At 72.1% G+C, this 15,286-nt stretch carries 17 protein-coding genes; 8 read left to right on the top strand and 9 right to left on the bottom strand.

The features are described 5' to 3' along the window. Window positions 1-40 precede the first annotated feature (40 nt). Together ACTMS9_RS22945 and ACTMS9_RS22950 are read right to left on the bottom strand one after the other, a co-directional pair. Window positions 41-550, bottom strand: coding sequence for a hypothetical protein (locus tag ACTMS9_RS22945; protein ID WP_441165983.1), 510 nt, complete (start codon window positions 548-550; stop codon window positions 41-43). 34 nt (window positions 551-584) lie between these two features. Next, entirely contained in the window at window positions 585-1,394 is an 810-nt protein-coding gene (locus ACTMS9_RS22950; protein WP_441148815.1) for an ArsR/SmtB family transcription factor, read from the bottom strand. Between the two features lie 236 nt (window positions 1,395-1,630). Here ACTMS9_RS22950 and ACTMS9_RS22955 point away from each other — a divergent pair, with 236 nt between their 5' ends. Beyond that, complete coding sequence (locus ACTMS9_RS22955) at window positions 1,631-1,699, top strand: MFS transporter small subunit (protein WP_441148981.1); 69 nt, start codon at window positions 1,631-1,633, stop codon at window positions 1,697-1,699. Between the two features lie 1,264 nt (window positions 1,700-2,963). On the opposite strand, the gene ACTMS9_RS22960 is transcribed toward ACTMS9_RS22955, so the two are convergent. The 3 genes from ACTMS9_RS22960 to ACTMS9_RS22970 all read right to left on the bottom strand — a co-directional run bounded on the left by ACTMS9_RS22960 (window position 2,964) and on the right by ACTMS9_RS22970 (window position 6,173). Further along, complete coding sequence (locus tag ACTMS9_RS22960) at window positions 2,964-3,836, bottom strand: hypothetical protein (protein WP_441148817.1); 873 nt, start codon at window positions 3,834-3,836, stop codon at window positions 2,964-2,966. A gap of 420 nt (window positions 3,837-4,256) precedes the next feature. Further along, window positions 4,257-5,165: a S8 family peptidase gene (locus ACTMS9_RS22965; protein ID WP_441148818.1), complete on the bottom strand. Its 909-nt coding sequence runs from the start codon at window positions 5,163-5,165 to the stop codon at window positions 4,257-4,259. 279 nt (window positions 5,166-5,444) lie between these two features. After that, the gene (locus ACTMS9_RS22970) at window positions 5,445-6,173 is read right to left on the bottom strand and encodes an SDR family NAD(P)-dependent oxidoreductase (protein ID WP_441165984.1); all 729 of its coding nucleotides are present in this window, start codon (window positions 6,171-6,173) and stop codon (window positions 5,445-5,447) included. A gap of 78 nt (window positions 6,174-6,251) precedes the next feature. On the opposite strand from ACTMS9_RS22970, the gene ACTMS9_RS22975 reads away from it, so the two are divergent. The 3 genes from ACTMS9_RS22975 to ACTMS9_RS22985 all read left to right on the top strand — a co-directional run bounded on the left by ACTMS9_RS22975 (window position 6,252) and on the right by ACTMS9_RS22985 (window position 8,345). Further along, window positions 6,252-7,082 (top strand): patatin-like phospholipase family protein, encoded by an 831-nt coding sequence (locus tag ACTMS9_RS22975; protein WP_441165985.1) that lies wholly within the window; start codon window positions 6,252-6,254, stop codon window positions 7,080-7,082. Between the two features lie 47 nt (window positions 7,083-7,129). Next, window positions 7,130-7,588: a peroxiredoxin gene (locus ACTMS9_RS22980; RefSeq protein WP_441165986.1), complete on the top strand. Its 459-nt coding sequence runs from the start codon at window positions 7,130-7,132 to the stop codon at window positions 7,586-7,588. Window positions 7,589-7,655: 67 nt separating this feature from the next. Further along, on the top strand, window positions 7,656-8,345 hold the full coding sequence (locus ACTMS9_RS22985; protein ID WP_441165987.1) for a hypothetical protein: 690 nt from the start codon (window positions 7,656-7,658) through the stop codon (window positions 8,343-8,345). A 105-nt stretch (window positions 8,346-8,450) separates the two neighbouring features. Here ACTMS9_RS22985 and ACTMS9_RS22990 read toward each other — a convergent pair whose 3' ends face one another. Then, window positions 8,451-9,020: a TetR/AcrR family transcriptional regulator gene (locus ACTMS9_RS22990; RefSeq protein WP_441165988.1), complete on the bottom strand. Its 570-nt coding sequence runs from the start codon at window positions 9,018-9,020 to the stop codon at window positions 8,451-8,453. Between the two features lie 113 nt (window positions 9,021-9,133). On the opposite strand from ACTMS9_RS22990, the gene ACTMS9_RS22995 reads away from it, so the two are divergent. From ACTMS9_RS22995 to ACTMS9_RS23005, 3 genes are all read left to right on the top strand, one after another. Then, window positions 9,134-9,316 carry a hypothetical protein gene (locus ACTMS9_RS22995; protein ID WP_441148824.1) on the top strand — a complete coding sequence of 61 codons (183 nt, stop codon included), beginning with the start codon at window positions 9,134-9,136 and terminating at the stop codon, window positions 9,314-9,316. Beyond that, entirely contained in the window at window positions 9,313-9,840 is a 528-nt protein-coding gene (locus ACTMS9_RS23000) for a DUF2269 domain-containing protein (RefSeq protein WP_441148825.1), read from the top strand. The genes ACTMS9_RS22995 and ACTMS9_RS23000 overlap by 4 nt, the downstream gene beginning before the upstream one ends. A 78-nt stretch (window positions 9,841-9,918) precedes the next feature. Continuing rightward, window positions 9,919-10,446 carry a DUF4396 domain-containing protein gene (locus ACTMS9_RS23005; RefSeq protein WP_441148826.1) on the top strand — a complete coding sequence of 176 codons (528 nt, stop codon included), beginning with the start codon at window positions 9,919-9,921 and terminating at the stop codon, window positions 10,444-10,446. Between the two features lie 147 nt (window positions 10,447-10,593). Here the strand turns inward: ACTMS9_RS23005 and ACTMS9_RS23010 are convergent, their stop codons facing one another. The 3 genes from ACTMS9_RS23010 to ACTMS9_RS23020 all read right to left on the bottom strand — a co-directional run bounded on the left by ACTMS9_RS23010 (window position 10,594) and on the right by ACTMS9_RS23020 (window position 14,330). Then, on the bottom strand, window positions 10,594-11,787 hold the full coding sequence (locus ACTMS9_RS23010) for a GNAT family N-acetyltransferase (RefSeq protein ID WP_441165989.1): 1,194 nt from the start codon (window positions 11,785-11,787) through the stop codon (window positions 10,594-10,596). A 115-nt stretch (window positions 11,788-11,902) separates the two neighbouring features. Further along, window positions 11,903-12,901 carry a cytochrome d ubiquinol oxidase subunit II gene (cydB, locus tag ACTMS9_RS23015; protein WP_441148828.1) on the bottom strand — a complete coding sequence of 333 codons (999 nt, stop codon included), beginning with the start codon at window positions 12,899-12,901 and terminating at the stop codon, window positions 11,903-11,905. Window positions 12,902-12,914: 13 nt separating this feature from the next. After that, window positions 12,915-14,330, bottom strand: a complete 1,416-nt coding sequence (locus ACTMS9_RS23020) for a cytochrome ubiquinol oxidase subunit I (protein ID WP_441166062.1) — start codon at window positions 14,328-14,330, stop codon at window positions 12,915-12,917. Window positions 14,331-14,507: 177 nt separating this feature from the next. Between ACTMS9_RS23020 and ACTMS9_RS23025 the strand changes: the two genes are divergently transcribed. Further along, window positions 14,508-15,284 (top strand): lysophospholipid acyltransferase family protein, encoded by a 777-nt coding sequence (locus ACTMS9_RS23025; protein ID WP_441165990.1) that lies wholly within the window; start codon window positions 14,508-14,510, stop codon window positions 15,282-15,284. Window positions 15,285-15,286: the final 2 nt, after the last annotated feature.

The following is a 15,286-nucleotide window of genomic DNA, read 5'->3' on the forward strand; positions in this document are numbered from 1 at the left end:
GCGTGACGCCGGTCGGTGGCTGGGCTGTCCGGCGGGAACGTTACGTCGTGACGTCGGCCCCGACGCCGGCCGGCAGGAGGGCCAGGAGCTGTTGCGTGTGGCCGGGGAGCTCCAGGTCGGCGAGCCCGGTGATGAGGTCCCTCAGCGGTAGGGGCTGATCGACCAGGACGGTGCCGTTGGACAGGAGCAGGGTGGGCACCGGGGTGTCGAGTTCGGCCTCGCTCAGCCCCGGCCCGCCGAGTGCGCAGAGGGCGTCCCCTTGGCAGCGGATGCGCTCGCGGAGCCCTGCGTTGCCGCGGGCGAGGGTGATGACGCGCTCGATGGTCCAGGTGTCGAGCGCCAGGCGGTTGTCGTACGTCGTGTTCGCTCCCGCCGCGACGGCGGAGGCGGCGGCGATGGTGGCGGCGTTGACGAGGGCGACGTGCGCCAGGATCTGGTCGGCGTTCCACTCGCCGGCGGGCGGGGCGGGGCTCGTACCGTCGGAGCCGGCCACTGTCGCAGCGGCGTCCAGCAGCGTGCGGTAGGCGTCCCGGAGCGGCGTGGTGTCCATGTGTCTCCTTACTTGGCTTGGCTGGGCTGCCGGCTCAGGTGTGCGCCGGGGACATCTCCCACGGCGCCTGTGGCAGGACGTCGCCGGTCTCGAGCAGCGATTTGAGGTTCGCCAGCACGGCCGGCCAGCCGCGGGAGATCCCGCCGAGCATCTCCAGGTTGGCGAGGTTCTCGTGGGTCACGGTGAGGCGGACGATGTCGTGGTGCGGTTCGACCAGGAAGGTGACGACCGACGGTTCTCGTGGCGCCTCGGCGTCCGGGGCGTCGTCGAAGGTGATGACGAGGCGGGTCGGGGGCTCGACCTTGAGCACTTGACCGACGACGTCGACGGCGCCTGAGCCGTCGACGCGTCGGTGCTCCCAGGCCGAGCCCGGCTGCCAGTCCGAGACGTTGGCGTGCCCCCAGTAGCGGGCCGTCAGGTCTGCGTCGGTCAGGGCCTGCCACACCTGCTCGGCGCTGGCGCGGATGTAGGTGGTGTAGACGTAGGTCGGCACCGGCGTGGATTCGGTGGTCATGGCGTACTCCTCTGCCTGGTTCTTGATGGCGCTGATCGCTTGCAGGCGGGGCTTGTCGAACGAGGAGATCCAGCGCTGCTCGATCTCGTGGATCGGGGTGGGGTTGAGGTAGTGCAGCCGTTCGCGTCCGCGTCGGACGACGGTGACGAGGTTGGCCCGCTGCAGGATGTCCAGGTGCTGCGTCGCCGACTGACGCGCCATGTCGAGGTGTTCGCACAGCTCGCGCAGTGTCTGGCCGTTCTGCTCCCGCAGCCGGTCGAGCAGGAGCCGTCGGGTGGGGTCGGCCAGTGCCTTGAAGGCGGAGTCCATCCCGCTCGCGTCGGTACTCACCCGGCCATCATGCAGGCATATGCCTGCCTAAGTCAACGAGGAGCGCTCACCGAGCCGCCTGACCGGCCGGGATGCGCGTGAAGGCACTGCCGGCTTCCTGGTCGGGGCGCTCGGCATCGCGACGCGGCAGTTCTGGCTGCTCCACCTCGGGTACGGGCTGCTGGTCAGTTCGGCACGTTCGAGGTGGGGTCGATCCCACGGCAGGCTGCTGACAGCGTGATCGGCGGCGGGGATTGGTGTCGGCGCTGCTGGGTTACGGGGTGGCGCAGACCGTGATCACGGCGGCGAAGCTGTTCACGAGTTGACGGGTCGGAGCCCCGAGGCGGCGCCCCGGGGCTCGGCTCACCGGCGTGCCGGGCCGGCGTTGACGTCGCCGTCCCCCGGCGGCACGGCTGCCGCGTCTGGACCTGGCCAAGCGTCCGGCGAACGGTCGCCTACCACTGAGGGATGCACGGGTCGGGTTCGTCGTCGAACCACGGGATGGGCCCGCAGATACCGGCTATGTACCACAGACTCCGGAACACGGTCCGGTCCCACCGGCAGCAGTAGTCGCGGTGCCACAGTGTCGGCGGGACGCACCAGGTGCGCGTCTCGCACGCGGCGTACTGCTGGGGCACGACCATGGCGTCGTCGGCCGGCGGTCCCGCTGCGCCGCTCCCCGCCCGGTACGAGTTGGACGTGCGGTACACCGACAGTTCAGCCGTGAGTCCAGGAACCTTCATTGCCTACTCACCCCCGTTTGAAGCACCCGACCTCGCTGGTATCGGCCACCGGCCGGCAGTCCCGGTCGGGTGGGCAGCAGATCTTGCCGCCGCAGCAGGATCGGCCCGGCGGACACGGCACGGTCTCGCAGCACAGGTTCGGTGGACAGCAGCCCTGGCTCGTGGCACTCCAGCCGGGCGCACAGCACTTGCCGTTGCTGATGGCCTGACCGTCCGGGCAACAGTTGCCCTCGGCCACCCGGTCGCTGCGGCAGCAGCCCTGCGGGGTGCACGTCTGTCCCGGACTGCACCGCCGGTTGTTGCAGACGAGCTCCGGCTTGGTGCAGCCGTCCAGGGTGCAGACATCGCCGACGTCGCAGCACCTGCCGTCGCAGATCGGATTACCGGGCGGGCAGAAACCCTGATCGGTGCACTGCTGCTCGCCCGGCACGTAGCAGCCGTACTTGAAGCAGCACTTCTGACCGGGTGGGCAGCACTGCAGTACGTAACCGTCGCGAGTGGCGTTCAGCACCTCGCAGCACTCGTTGTCCTCCGGGCAGCAGTGTGGTGTGAACCCGGTTCGGAAGCACAACTTGGTTCCGGGCTCACACGGCCATGGACCCTGCTGGCATTGGGCCCGGCACACCGGCAGGCACTCTGCGCGCAGCAGCTGCGTCGGCAGGCCCGAGTCCGCGCTGGCGGCGACACAGTCGGCGATGCAGTCCTCGACGCAGTCACTCGCCGGCTGCACGCCGGACTCCGGCGGCACCCAGGCGATCCCGACCCGGTACTGCTGGCGGGTCCGGTACAACGAGCACTCCGCGGTAAGTCCGGGTACTGGCATCGCCGCTTCCTCCTTCGGCCGTGGCTACCGGTCGTAGTAGGGCGACAGTTTGGTCACGAGGAACGGGAACTCCTCGGTGACGTCGACACGGACGAAGAACTTCTCCGTGACGTCGGTCTGCCGGTTGGTGTAGGAGAAGAGGACGTCGAGGATGCGGCGGGCCCCGCTCAGTCGTGACGGGCGCGTCTCGATGGCGGTCAGTGACGAGCCGGTGGCGAACGCCTCGGCGCTCTTGGCGTAGATCGCCGGATAGCGCACCGCCAGGTAGTTGAGCGCGCGGTGCTCGTCGGTGGCGCCGGCGTTGTCGGTGAGCTGGGTCAGCCGGTCCAGCATCTCCTCCGACGCGGACCGGAACGGCTGTTCCTCGATGTGGTCCGGCTTGGGCAGGGCGCGCAGCAGCGAATCGGTGGTGAACGCGTAGATCTGGTCGAAGGCGACCATGGGCAGCATCAACCCGTTGCACAGCTCCTGCGGGGCCACCGGCCCCCTGACGCCGATCACCACGTGCAGGTCCGACGGCCTCGGCGGCGAGCCGAGAACCTCGACGAGCAGGTCGAAGTCGGCGGGGTCTCGGGGCTGCAGGACGTACGTCTCCAGCCCCTGGATGGTGAGCACGTAACACAGCTGGCGGCTCAGATAGCGGTTGTGCGGGTCGGACAGCACCGCGCCCAGCGCCTGCCGGTCCGTCAGGTTTGCCGTCTCAGCACGTCCGGTGGCCTGCGCGAACTCCTTCTCGATGGCGAGACTCGGGAAGCGGGCCTCGATGCGGCCCAGGGCGTACACGTACGGCGCCGGGATGCGACCGCGGCCGCCCGGGCGCTCGTACGCGGCCTCGCCCCCGCCGCACGAGGTGCAGCCGTGGCCTGTCGGCGGCCGGGACGGCGGCTCGGCGGTCATGCCGCGCTGCTCCATCGGCGGCGTGAGATGTGCATGACCGGGTGATGCGGGCAGGGGTTCACCTGCCTGCTGCGGGACCACCGCTTGCTCCATCTGGTCGATGCCGCTTGTCGGATCTTGCATGCGCGCTCCTGTGTACGAAGATCTGCTCAATCGAGTCACTGCCGGGGTCGGCCGCTGACTCATCGCCCCGGGCTGTTCCGGCCGGAGAAGGTCACCCACCTGTTCAGGGCCGCGGCCCGCCCCTCGCATCCGCGGCACGTCTTCACGCCGGCCATGCTGGTCACGCGCTTCACCACGTCACCGAGTCCGACGTCTTGATCGTTGACGAATCCCGGTATGCGCAGCCGGGAAGGCTTTCGACCCGGTGTGTCCGGGGAACCGGCTTTCGGCGAGTCCTCGGTCATGGCAACCCCCTTCCTACTGCCGCATGGTCCGCAGCAGCTCGAACGCCGCTGCCGCGTTGAGCAGCGGTGGAACGACGGATGTTCGCCGGGCCGTCGACCGGGTCACGGCGAACAGCAGTTCGGCTGGGCCGGCCGTGGGGAACAGCGACCACAGCAGTCCCACCGCGCCCGTCACGAACGCTGCGGCGGCGCTCGTGCCGCCGAACGCGCGCCTGCCGTCGGCGGCGAGGCCGGTGACGCCCTCGCCCGGGGCGCCGACGCCGCGACGGCCCGTCGAGTGCGCGAAGTTCGAGCCCGGCAGGGGGCGTCCTTGCAGGTCGTAGGCGACAACGGGGATCACCGCATGATGGCGGGTGATCTCCGTGCTGCCGATCGTCGCCTGGTTTCCGGCGGCCGCGACGACTATGGCCCCTCGCTGGAACGCGTGGTCCAGCGCCTGTGACAGCCCCTTGTCGGCGGCCGGCGTGGCGAGGGGCACCAGGCCGAGGCTGAGGTTCACCACCCGCGCCCCGGCGTCGACGGTCTCCACGATCGCTGATGCCAGCTCCGCCGGTGGCACCGCGCCGACGCGGTGCGCCGCCGTGAAGATCGGACGGACGAGCAGGGTGGCGTCGGGGCAGATGCCGGGGTGGGACGTGTCGCGGCCGGCCATCAGGATCCCGGCGATGGCGGTCGCGTGGTCGGATGCGGCGCCCTGCCCCGTCTGGGCCGGGATGGGCGGTGCGGTCAACTGTCGGATGGACGCGGAAGCGAGCTCGGGGTGATCCGTCCTGACGGGGCCGTCGATGATCCCGAGCACGGTCTCCGGGCGACCGGTGGTCAACGCCATGAGGCGCGTCAGGGACACCAGTCTCAACGCGGGGAGATTGGCAGCCTGCGTCGACCGGATTCCCTGGACCCGCGCCTGTTGGTGACCGCTCATTGATCACGCCTTCCCGCCACTCGACGAGCGGGCGACAGGTGCCTGCCCGCGCCGCTTTCGTGCGGTCTGTTTCGGAACTCTCCACCGCGTTATGCCTGGTCAGATGCTGTGTCGAGGGTAGCAACGGGCCGTGCGGGAGACAGGAGAATCAGCCGAGCCGGTCCCCCTGTCGTGATCATCCGCTGGGGGATTTCGTCCGTGACGGTTACGGGGTGGCGCGCACCCTGGTCACGGCGGCGACGTTGCTCACCAGTTGACGGGTCGGGCCCCGAGGCCGGCTCACATGCCGCCGGCGACCCGCAGCACCGCGCCGGTGGTGTAGGAGGCGTCGGGGCCCAAAAGCCAGGCGACGGCCCCGGCGACCTCGTCGGGCTCGCCCGGTCGGCCCATCGGCACCCGGCCGGCGTTGCGGTCGGGGCGGTCCGGCATGCCGGAGAGGGCGTGGATGTCGGTGCGGATGAGGCCGGGGGCGACGGCGTTGACCCGGATGCCGTGCGGGGCGAGTTCCTTGGCCAGGCCGATGGTGAGGGTGTCGGTGGCAGCCTTGACGGCGGCGTAGTGGATGTACTCCCCCGGGCTGCCGATGGTGGCGGCGGCGGAGGAGATGTTGACGATGGCGCCGCCGGTGCCGAGGCGGCGGGCGGCCTGCTGCGCGCAGAGGACGTAGCCGATGAGGTTGACGTCGACGACGTGGCGCAGGTCGTCGGGGCGCAGGTCGGTGAAGGCGCCGATGGGGCTGGTGACGCCGGCGTTGTTGACCAGGCCGGTGAGCGGGCCGAGGTCGGCGGCGGCGGCGAAGAGCCGGGCGACCTGGTCGGGGTCGGTGGTGTCGGCGGGTACGGCGACGGCCTGGCGGCCGAGGGCACGGACGTCGGCCAGCACCGCGGCGGCGGCGTCGTGGTCGCGTCGGTAGCCGATGGCGATGTGGTGGCCGTCGTGGGCGAGGCGGCGGGCCACGGCGGCGCCGATGCCGCGGCTGCCGCCGGTGATGACCGTGACCGGATTCAATGGACCGCTCCCCTGCCCCCGTGTGGTGGCGACGCTACCGTTTTGGACACGGGCCGGTCACGGAGAGGGTGGTCACACATGACGCGGGCGTTGGTGCTGGGTGGCGGCGGGGTGACCGGGGTGGCCTGGGAGTGGGGGCTGCTGGCGGGGCTGGCGCAGCGAGGGGTGGTGCTGGCGGACGCGGACCTGGTGGTGGGGACGTCGGCCGGGTCGGTGGTGGGCGCGCAGTTGTGTTCGGGGCGGCCGGTGCGCGAGTCGTACGAGGCGCAGTTGGCGGCGCCGACGGGTGAGGTGGCGGCGCGGTTCGGGTGGTCGGCGGTGGCGCGGCTGGTGTGGGCGGGTGGTCGTACCCGGGACGCGGTGCGGGCCCGGGCACGGGTGGGGGCGATGGCGGTGGCGGCGCGTACCCCGTCGGAGGAGTCGCGACGGGCGGTGATCGAGGCCCGGTTGCCGGCGCGGCAGTGGCCGGCGCGGCGGTTGCTGGTGACGGCGGTGGACGCGATCTCGGGCGAGTTCGTGGTGTTCGACGCGGCCAGTGGGGTGTCGTTGGTGGACGCGGTGGGGGCCAGTTGCGCGGTGCCGGGGGTGTGGCCGCCGGTGACGATCGGGGATCGCCGGTACGTCGACGGTGGGGTGCGGTCGGTGGTGAACGCGGATCTGGCGGCGGACGCGGAGCGGGTGGTGGTGCTGGCGCCGATGACGTCGGGGTTCGGGCCGATGCCGCGGTTGTCGGCGCAGGTGGCGGCGTTGCGGTCGGTGGCGCGGGTCGCGGTGGTGTCACCGGATCGGGCGGCGCGGGCGGCGATCGGCCGTAACGTGCTGGATCCGGCGCGGCGGGCGGCCGCGGCGCGGGCGGGGTTCGCGCAGGCCGAGGCGGTTGCCGCCGACGTGGCCGGGGTGTGGGGCTGATCGCTTAGGCTCACCGCGCGTCGTCGGTCGATCGGTGGAGGTGCGCGGTGGGTGTGGGTGTCGGTGACCTGGTGGAGGATTTCGAGCTGCCGGACCAGACGGGTACGCCGCGGCGGCTGTCGGAGCTGGTCGCGGCGGGGCCGGTGGTGCTGTTCTTCTACCCGGCGGCGATGACGCGGGGCTGCACGGCGGAGAGCTGCCACTTCCGTGATCTGGCGGCGGAGTTCGCGGCGGTGGGCGCGCAGCGGGTGGGTATCAGCCGGGATCCGGTGGAGAAGCAGGCGGAGTTCGCCCGGCGGCACGGGTTCGACTATCCGCTGCTGTCGGATGTCGACGGTGCGGTGGCGCAGCAATTCGGGGTGCGGCGGCGGTTGCCGTTGGGGCCGTTGAGCATGCGCCGGATGACGTTCGTGATCGGACCGGACCGGCGGGTGCTCGCGGTGATCCACAACGAGTTGGGGATGCACGAGCACGCGGACGGGGCGTTGCGGGCGCTGGGGGGTTGATCTTCCGGTTGTCGGGGCCGGCTGGTATCAAGACAGCTGTCAAACACATGTACGGAAGAGGGCTGTGATGGCGGGCCAGGGTTTGTCCGAGGACGAGGTGCACGGCATCCGGGAGGCGTTGGCCGCCGGGCGGAAGCCCAAGGTGGTGTTCACGGCGTCGGCGGGGCAGATCGCCGGCCAGGTGGGCCAGGTGGTCGCGCTGACCGACCCCGAGGTGTCCGAGGAGTTCGTCGTGGTGCGCTTCGGCCGCGACGAGTTGCCCTTCTCCCCCGCCGACGTGGCGGTGGCGCCCCGGGGCACGGGGCGCAAGGTGGCCGAGCCGAAGCCGGAGCCGGAGCCGCAGGTGGAGCAGCCGCCGGCCGCGCCGGCGGAGCCGGAGTTCGTGTTGGACCGGGTGCCGGCGCCGCGTCGGGAGGAGTCGAAGGTGGAGCAGCAGGTGGAGGCGAAGCCGGCCCGGCGGGCGGTGAAGGCGGCGAAGCCGAAGGGCCCGGCGGGCCTGACGGTGACCCTGGCGTACGCCGACGGTGAGTGGACGGTGGCGGCGCAGCAGGGCGCCAAGGCGCTGGCGAAGCCGTACGTGGTGAAGCCGGCGGAGGCGTTGAGGATGGTGGCGCTGGTGGACGTGCCGGGGGTGCACGAGGCGGTGGAGCAGATCATGGCCGCGGAGCGGGCGGAGGCGGAGCAGCAGGCGGAGAAGCTGCGCGCGGAGCTGGCGGAGATCGAGGCGCGGCTGGCGGAGTTGCGCGAGGCGCGCTGACGGCATGTCCGCGCGCGTGCCGCACCCTGGCCCTCTCTCGGGCGGGGGTGCGGCACGGCGCCGGCACCCCGGGCGGCGGACCTGACGGCCGTGGCCCGGCGCGGGTCAGGCGCCGGGGCGCAGGCCGGCGAGGGTCAGTGTGACCAGGCGGGTCACCGCGTCGTCGGCGTCCAGCGTGCTCGCGGCGGCGAGGGCGTGCAGGCAGTAGGCGGCCAGTTCCCCGGTGGGGATGTCGTCGCGGACGGCGCCGGCGTCAGCGGCGGCGGCGAGCAGGTCGGCGACGAAGGTGGACAGCTGCTGGTGCGCGCTGTCGACGTGTGGGGCGCGGTGCAGCATCGCGGCGAGGTCGCCGCCGTGGCGGTGTCGCGACATCCGGGCGTAGGTGTGCAGGACGGTGTGCAGTCGCGTCACCGGGTCGGCGGTGCTGTCGACGACCTCGACGAGGTGGGTCAGGTGTCGGGTGACCTGCCGTTCGTGCCAGGCGATCAGGATCGCCTGGACGTCGGGAAAGTACTTGTAGAGGGTGGCTCGGCCGATGCCGGTGACCTCGGCGATGCGCGACATGGTCACCCCGGTCGGCCCGTGCTCGGCCACCAACGCCGCGGTGGCGTCGAGGGTCGCGTCACGCACCGCGGCCCGGTGCGCCTCGATCGTGTCGGTCCACAGCTTCGGCACCTCGGCATCATACATACCGACACGTCCACGACAGGATGACTTGACACTTACACACTGTCTCGATAAAGCTGGCCGGGCGTACGGGTAGCAGGCCAGCTTGACGGGAGACGTGGATGACGGGGCAGCCGCAGGAGCCCGGATCGTCGGGTGTGCCGCGCTGGGTGAAGCTCTTCGGGATCATCGTGGTGGCGCTCCTGGCGCTGTTCGCGATCGTGCAGCTCACCGGCATCGCCGGCGAGCACGGCCCGGGCCGGCACTCCCCGGCCGGCGCCTCGGCGCCGGCGGGTCAGCGGTGACGCTGCCGCCGGCCGCGCGCAGGGCGGCGCTGACCGTGCACGTCACCACCTCGGTGGGTTGGCTCGGCGCGGTCGTGGTGTTCCTCGTCCTCGCGGTGGCGGCGCTACGCAGCACCGACACCGCCGTGATCCGGGCCGGGTACGTCGCGATGGACCTGACCGCCCGGCTCGTGATCGTCCCGCTCGCGCTCGCGGCGCTGGCCAGCGGCCTGGTGTCGTCGCTGGGCACCGCGTGGGGCCTGCTCCGGCACTGGTGGGTACTGATCAAGTTCGGGTTGATCGTGGTGGCCACGGTGGTGCTGCTGCTGCAGTTGGGCTCGATCGGCGCGCTCGCCGACGCCGCGGTCGGTTCGGGCCTGGCGGGCGGACGGTGGCGGGAGGCGCGGATGTCGCTGGTCGTGCACGCCGCGGGCGGGCTGCTGGTGCTGCTGACCACCACCGTGCTGGCCATCTACAAGCCACGCGGCGTGACCGGCTACGGCCGCCGCCGCCAGGTGTTGCCCGGCCCACCCGCTGCCTCGTAGCACCGCCCTCCCCCGGCGACCACTTCCCATCTATACCCCCGGGGGGTATAGTCGGTGGTGTTGAAGGGAGGCCCGTTCATGAACCACAGCATCCATCACCACCCCGGCGGCGCCGCGCACACCGATCACGGTCACCACCCGCCCGCCTCGGCGGCGGCCACGGCGACGTCATGGGCCGTGGCCGCGCAGGCCACCCTGCACTGCCTGACCGGCTGCGCGATCGGTGAGGTGCTCGGCATGGTCATCGGCACCGCGCTGGGCTGGTCCGCGCTGCCCACCGTCGTGCTCGCGGTCGCGTTGGCGTTCGTCTTCGGCTACGCGCTGACGATGCGCGGGGTGCTGCGCGCCGGCGTGGACGTGCGTACCGCGCTGAAGGTGGCGCTGGCCGCCGACACCGTGTCGATCGCCGTGATGGAGTTCCTCGACAACGCCGTCATGCTCGCCGTACCCGGCGCGATGGAGGCCGGGCTGACCAGCTGGGTGTTCTGGGCGTCGCTGGCGTTCGCGCTGCTGGTGGCGTTCGTGCTCACCACGCCGATCAACCGGTGGCTGATCTCGCGCGGCAAGGGCCACGCCGTCGTGCACGCCTACCACCACGCGCACTGACGCGCCACCCCCGGCGGCCGGGCCACCACCCTGCGGGGCGGGCGGCCCGGCCGCCGCCCGGGCGGGCTCCACGGCCCGCCCGGGGATGGCACCATCGCCGCCGGGAGGCGGCAGGTCGGCGGGCGAGGCGCCGCGGGTGTGCACCACTCAGAAGTAGTCGAGCAGGTGCGCCGCTCCCCCGGCCGCCAGCAGGTCCAGCGCGCGCGGGTCGGTGCCGGTGGCGTGCAGCAGGCCGGCGTCGGCGACGGACGCCGCGGTGCTGGCGCCGCTGTAGAGCAGGGCGAAGCCGCGTACGGACAGGTGCAGGTCGACATCGTCGGCGGTGACGCGGATGAGTTCGGCGGCGCCGTCGGCGACCGCCAGCCGCCAGGTGCCGGTGTTCCAGTCGGCGAGTGGGTCGGTGAGGGTGAACTCGACGGTGCCGCGGGCATGGGCGGGCCAGCCGCGGGCAGCGACGGCGCGGGTGACGTCGACGGGCCGGTGCATCCACGGCTCCTGCTCGTGTTCGCGGACGGCTTCCAGCGGCAGGTGGGCGCTGACGGCGTCGCCGTCGAGCAGGCGCAGCCGCACCGTGGGGGTAACGCTGTGCCAGCTGGCGAGGACGCCGACGAGTTCCCGGGCGGCGTCGGCGGTGGTGGCCAGGACGTCGTGGACGGTGAGCACGGCGTCGTCGCCGTAGCCGCGGCCGCGGTCCCAGCTGGCGTAGCCGACCAGGTGCCCGTCGTCCTCGACCAGGGTGAGCCCGTCGAAGGGCAGGGTGTCGGCGGTGGTGTGCGGGTCGAAGAGGTCACCGCGGCGGGTGAGCAGCCCGCGCCGGTCCCGGGCGAGGCGTTCGTAGAGGGCGACGACGGCCGGCATGTCGTCGGGCGTGCCCGCGCGGACGCTCAGGTGCGCCGCCGGGCGGTGCCGGGGCAGCGCCACCGTGGGCACGTCGACGGTGCGCATCACCCCGGCGACGTCCCAGCCGCAGGCGCGGTAGGGGGCGGTGACGGTGGGAAACAGCGCGCTGACGGCGGCGCCACGGTCGTGGGCGCCGCGCAGCAGGCCGGTGAGCAGGGCGCGGGCCACGCCACGGCCGCGGGCCTCGGGGGCGACTGCGACCCCGGCGACGTCGGCGGCGGGCACGGCCCGCCCGGACCACCACTGCTCGTGGTGCAGGTCGACGGCCTTGCCGAGGAGCCTGCCGGTGTCGTCGAAGGCGCCGTAGCGGGTCAGGCCGGGCACCGCGACGGTGGCGTGCGGCGCCGGTTGCGGGTCGGAGCCGAAGGCGCGCCGACCGAGGTGCCTGGCGTCGGTGAGGTCGTCGACGGTGAGTTCACGCACGTGCGGGGGGCTGGCCATCGGCCCACCATAGCGGCGCGGATCTTGAGGGTGGACGGATTTTCCGGCGGGGAACAGCCCGCGGGGCCGGTGCGACCCCCTCGCCCGGCCCCGCGTCCCGCGCCCCCGCAGGTTCTCAGTGCTGCGGGATGTTCACTACCCCGATCCGCTTGCGGAACACCCAGTACGTCCAACCCTGGTAGGCCAGCACGATCGGGGTGAAGATCACCGCCACCCAGGTCATGATCTTGAGGGTGTAGGGGGTGGAGGCGGCGTTGGTGGCGGTGAGCGTGCCGGCGGCGTCCAGGGTGGAGGGCAGTACGTTCGGGAACAGCGCCGCGAACAGGGTCGCCACGGCCAGGCCGATCGCCACGGCGGTGCCGGTGAACGCCCAGCCCTCCCGGCGTACCCGGGCGGCGGCGAGCGCGCCGAGCAGGGCCAGGGCCGCGCCGACGGCGAACACGACGGCGGCGGTGCTGGAGCGGATGCTCAGCGTCCAGGTCAGGAACGCCACCGCGGCGACCGCGGTGCCCACGCCCAGGCGCACGGCGAGCGCGCCGGCCCGCTCCCGGATCTCACCGGTGGTCTTCAGGGCGAGGAACACCGCGCCGTGGGTGAGGAACAGCGCCGCGGTGGTCACCCCGCCGAGCAGCGCGTACGGGTGCAGCAGGTCGACCAGGCCGCCGACGTACTCGTGGTCGGCGTCCAGTGGCACGCCGCGCAGGATGTTGGCGAAGGCGACGCCCCACAGCACCGCCGGTACGACGGAGCCGACGAAGATCGCCGTGTCCCAGCGGCGCTTCCAGGACGCCTCGGGGCGCTTGTGCCGGTACTCGAAGGCCACGCCCCGGGCGATCAGGGCGAGCAGGATCAGCAGCAGCGGCAGGTAGAAGCCGGAGAAGAGGGTGGCGTACCACTCGGGAAAGGCGGCGAACATGGCGCCGCCGGCGGTGATCAGCCAGACCTCGTTGCCGTCCCAGACCGGGCCGATGGTGTTGATCAGGACGCGGCGTTCCCGGTCGTCGCGGCCGAGGACGGGCAGTAGCATGCCGACGCCGAAGTCGAAGCCTTCGAGGATGAAGTAGCCGGTGAAGAGCACGGCGACGAGGAGAAACCAGACGGTCGTCAGTTCCACGGTGGGCTCCGGGTCAGTAGGCGAAGGCGAGCGGGCGCTCGGCGTCGTCGTGGCTGTCGTCGATCGCGGGATCGGGGGTGAGGTCGGGCACGCCGGCGCGGGCGTAGCGGACGAGCAGCTTGAACTCGATGACGGCGAGGGTGGCGTAGATCAGGGTGAAGGCGGTGAACGAGGTGAGCACCTCGGTCAGCGAGACGCTGCGGGACACGCCGTCGCGGGTGAGCATCTCGCCGAAGACGATCCAGGGCTGGCGGCCCATCTCGGTGAAGATCCAGCCGAAGGAGTTGGCGAGCAGGGGCAGCACCGGCATGACCAGGCCGGCGCGCAGCAGCCAGCGGCTGGTGGGGGTGCGGCCCTTGCGCTGCGACCAGAGCACCAGCAGGGCGATCGCGGCGGCGGCCAGCCCGAAGGCGATCATGAAGCGGAAGCTCCAGTAGGTGACCGGGATGATCGGGGTGTAGCTGCCGGCGCCGTACTGGCTGGCGTACTGGGCCTGCAGATCGTTGATGCCGTGCACGGTGCCGTTGGGGTCGCCGGTGCCCAGGTACGACAGCAGGTACGGGATCTTGATGGCGAAGAGTTCCCGGCTGCCGTCAAGGCTGCCGACGGTGAGCACGGAGAACGAGGCGGGGCTCTCGGTGGTGTAGAGGCCCTCGGCGGCGGCCATCTTCATCGGCTGCACCTGCGTCATGATCTTGCCCTGGATGTCGCCGGTGATCACGACCAGGGTGGCGGAGACCAGCACCACCCACGAGCCGAACTTCGTGGCGAACCGGTACGCCCCGGTGTCGGCGCTGTCGCGGTTGCGCATCATGTGCCACAGCCCGACGGTGACCACCAGCGAGCCGGCGACCAGGAACGAGCCGGCCAGGGTGTGCGGGAAAGTGATCAGCGCGACCTTGTTGGTGAGCACGGCGACGAAGTCGGTGAGTTCGGCCCGGCCGGTGTCGGGGTTGATCCGGTAGCCGACCGGGTTCTGCATGAACGAGTTCGCGGCGAGGATGAAGTAGGCGCTGAGGTTGGTGCCGATCGCGGCGACCCAGATGCTGGCCAGGTGCGCCCGCTTGGGCAGCCGGTCCCAGCCGAAGATCCACAGGCCGATGAAGGTCGACTCCAGGAAGAACGCGACCAGCGCCTCGATCGCGAGGGGGGCGCCGAAGATGTCGCCGACGAAGCGGGAGTAGTCGCTCCAGTTCATGCCGAACTGGAACTCCTGCACGATGCCGGTGACCACGCCCATGGCGAAGTTGATCAGGAAGAGCTTGCCGTAGAACTTGGTGAGCTTGAGGTAGCGCTCGTTGCCGGTGCGGTGCCACAGCGTCTGAAGGATGGCCACCAGCATCGACAGGCCGATGGTCAGCGGCACGAATAGGAAGTGGTAGACGGTGGTGACACCGAACTGCCAGCGGGCGACGTCCAACGCGTCCACCAGTAACCCCCAGCTGTTCATACTACGAGACGTAGTAAATACTACTGCGCGTCGTAGAGATGGGGGCAGGGCCGGGGGTCCCGACCCGCCCCGGGACCAATGACCCTGATCACCTCTGCCGCACGGCCCGGGATCGGTGCCCGCCCTCACCCGGCGGCGTGCGACCATCCAGCACTGATGGACACCCCGACCGCCACCTGGCGGCCGCCGCTGTTCTGGCGCGCCGTACAGGTCCTCGCCCGCCTCCTCGTCGCCCTACTGGCCCGGCTGGAGGTCAGCGGCGACGTGCCCGAGCACCTGCGCCGCGGCCCGCTGATCCTGGCCGCCAACCACATCAGCCCGTTCGACCCGGCCGTCCTCGCCGCGGCCTGCCAGACCCGCGGCATCGCCCCCCGGATCATGGCCACCGGCGGACTCTTCCGCGCCCCGGTGATCGGGGCCCTGATGCGCCACGCCGGGCACCTGCGCGTCGACCGGGGCACCGCCGGGGTGCACCGGGCCCTCGACGACGCCGCCGCGGCCGTGGCGCGCGGCTCGGTGGTGCTGGTCTACCCGGAGGGCCGCATCGGCCTCGATCCGGGCCTGTGGCCCGAGCGCGGCAAGACCGGCGCCGCCCGGCTCGCCCTGGCCTGCGGCGCCCCGATCATCCCCGTCGCCCAGTGGGGCTCGCACGAGGTGCTGCCCTACCGGACACCTGAGGGCATGCTGCCCGGCATCGCCCGGTCGCTGCTGCGCCGACCGGTGATCCGGGTGCGCTTCGGCGACCCGCTGGACCTGCACGATCTGACCCACGGCACGCCCGGCGCCGCCCGCCGGGGCACCGACCGGATCATCGACGCGATCACCGACACCCTGGTGCCGCTGCGCCGCGACGAGCCGGACCGCCCCCGCCACGTCGACCCGGGCCGCCCCGTCGACACCAGCCGCGCCCACCGCCGCCGCCCGGCGGCCTGACC

Origin of the sequence: Micromonospora sp. L31, assembly GCF_052068075.1 — a bacterium.
In the GTDB taxonomy this organism is placed as follows: Bacteria; Actinomycetota; Actinomycetes; order Mycobacteriales; family Micromonosporaceae; genus Micromonospora; species Micromonospora purpureochromogenes.

Excerpts from the sequence above, each read along its gene's own strand:
- ACTMS9_RS22945 (WP_441165983.1), bottom strand. The coding sequence starts at position 550 with ATGGACACCACGCCGCTCCGGGACGCCTACCGCACGCTGCTGGACGCC.
- ACTMS9_RS22960 (WP_441148817.1), bottom strand. The coding sequence starts at position 3,836 with ATGACCGCCGAGCCGCCGTCCCGGCCGCCGACAGGCCACGGCTGCACC.
- ACTMS9_RS22965 (WP_441148818.1), bottom strand. The coding sequence starts at position 5,165 with ATGAGCGGTCACCAACAGGCGCGGGTCCAGGGAATCCGGTCGACGCAG.
- ACTMS9_RS22975 (WP_441165985.1), top strand. The coding sequence starts at position 6,252 with ATGACGCGGGCGTTGGTGCTGGGTGGCGGCGGGGTGACCGGGGTGGCC.
- ACTMS9_RS22985 (WP_441165987.1), top strand. The coding sequence starts at position 7,656 with ATGGCGGGCCAGGGTTTGTCCGAGGACGAGGTGCACGGCATCCGGGAG.
- ACTMS9_RS22995 (WP_441148824.1), top strand. The coding sequence starts at position 9,134 with ATGACGGGGCAGCCGCAGGAGCCCGGATCGTCGGGTGTGCCGCGCTGG.
- ACTMS9_RS23005 (WP_441148826.1), top strand. The coding sequence starts at position 9,919 with ATGAACCACAGCATCCATCACCACCCCGGCGGCGCCGCGCACACCGAT.
- ACTMS9_RS23010 (WP_441165989.1), bottom strand. The coding sequence starts at position 11,787 with ATGGCCAGCCCCCCGCACGTGCGTGAACTCACCGTCGACGACCTCACC.
- ACTMS9_RS23025 (WP_441165990.1), top strand. The coding sequence starts at position 14,508 with ATGGACACCCCGACCGCCACCTGGCGGCCGCCGCTGTTCTGGCGCGCC.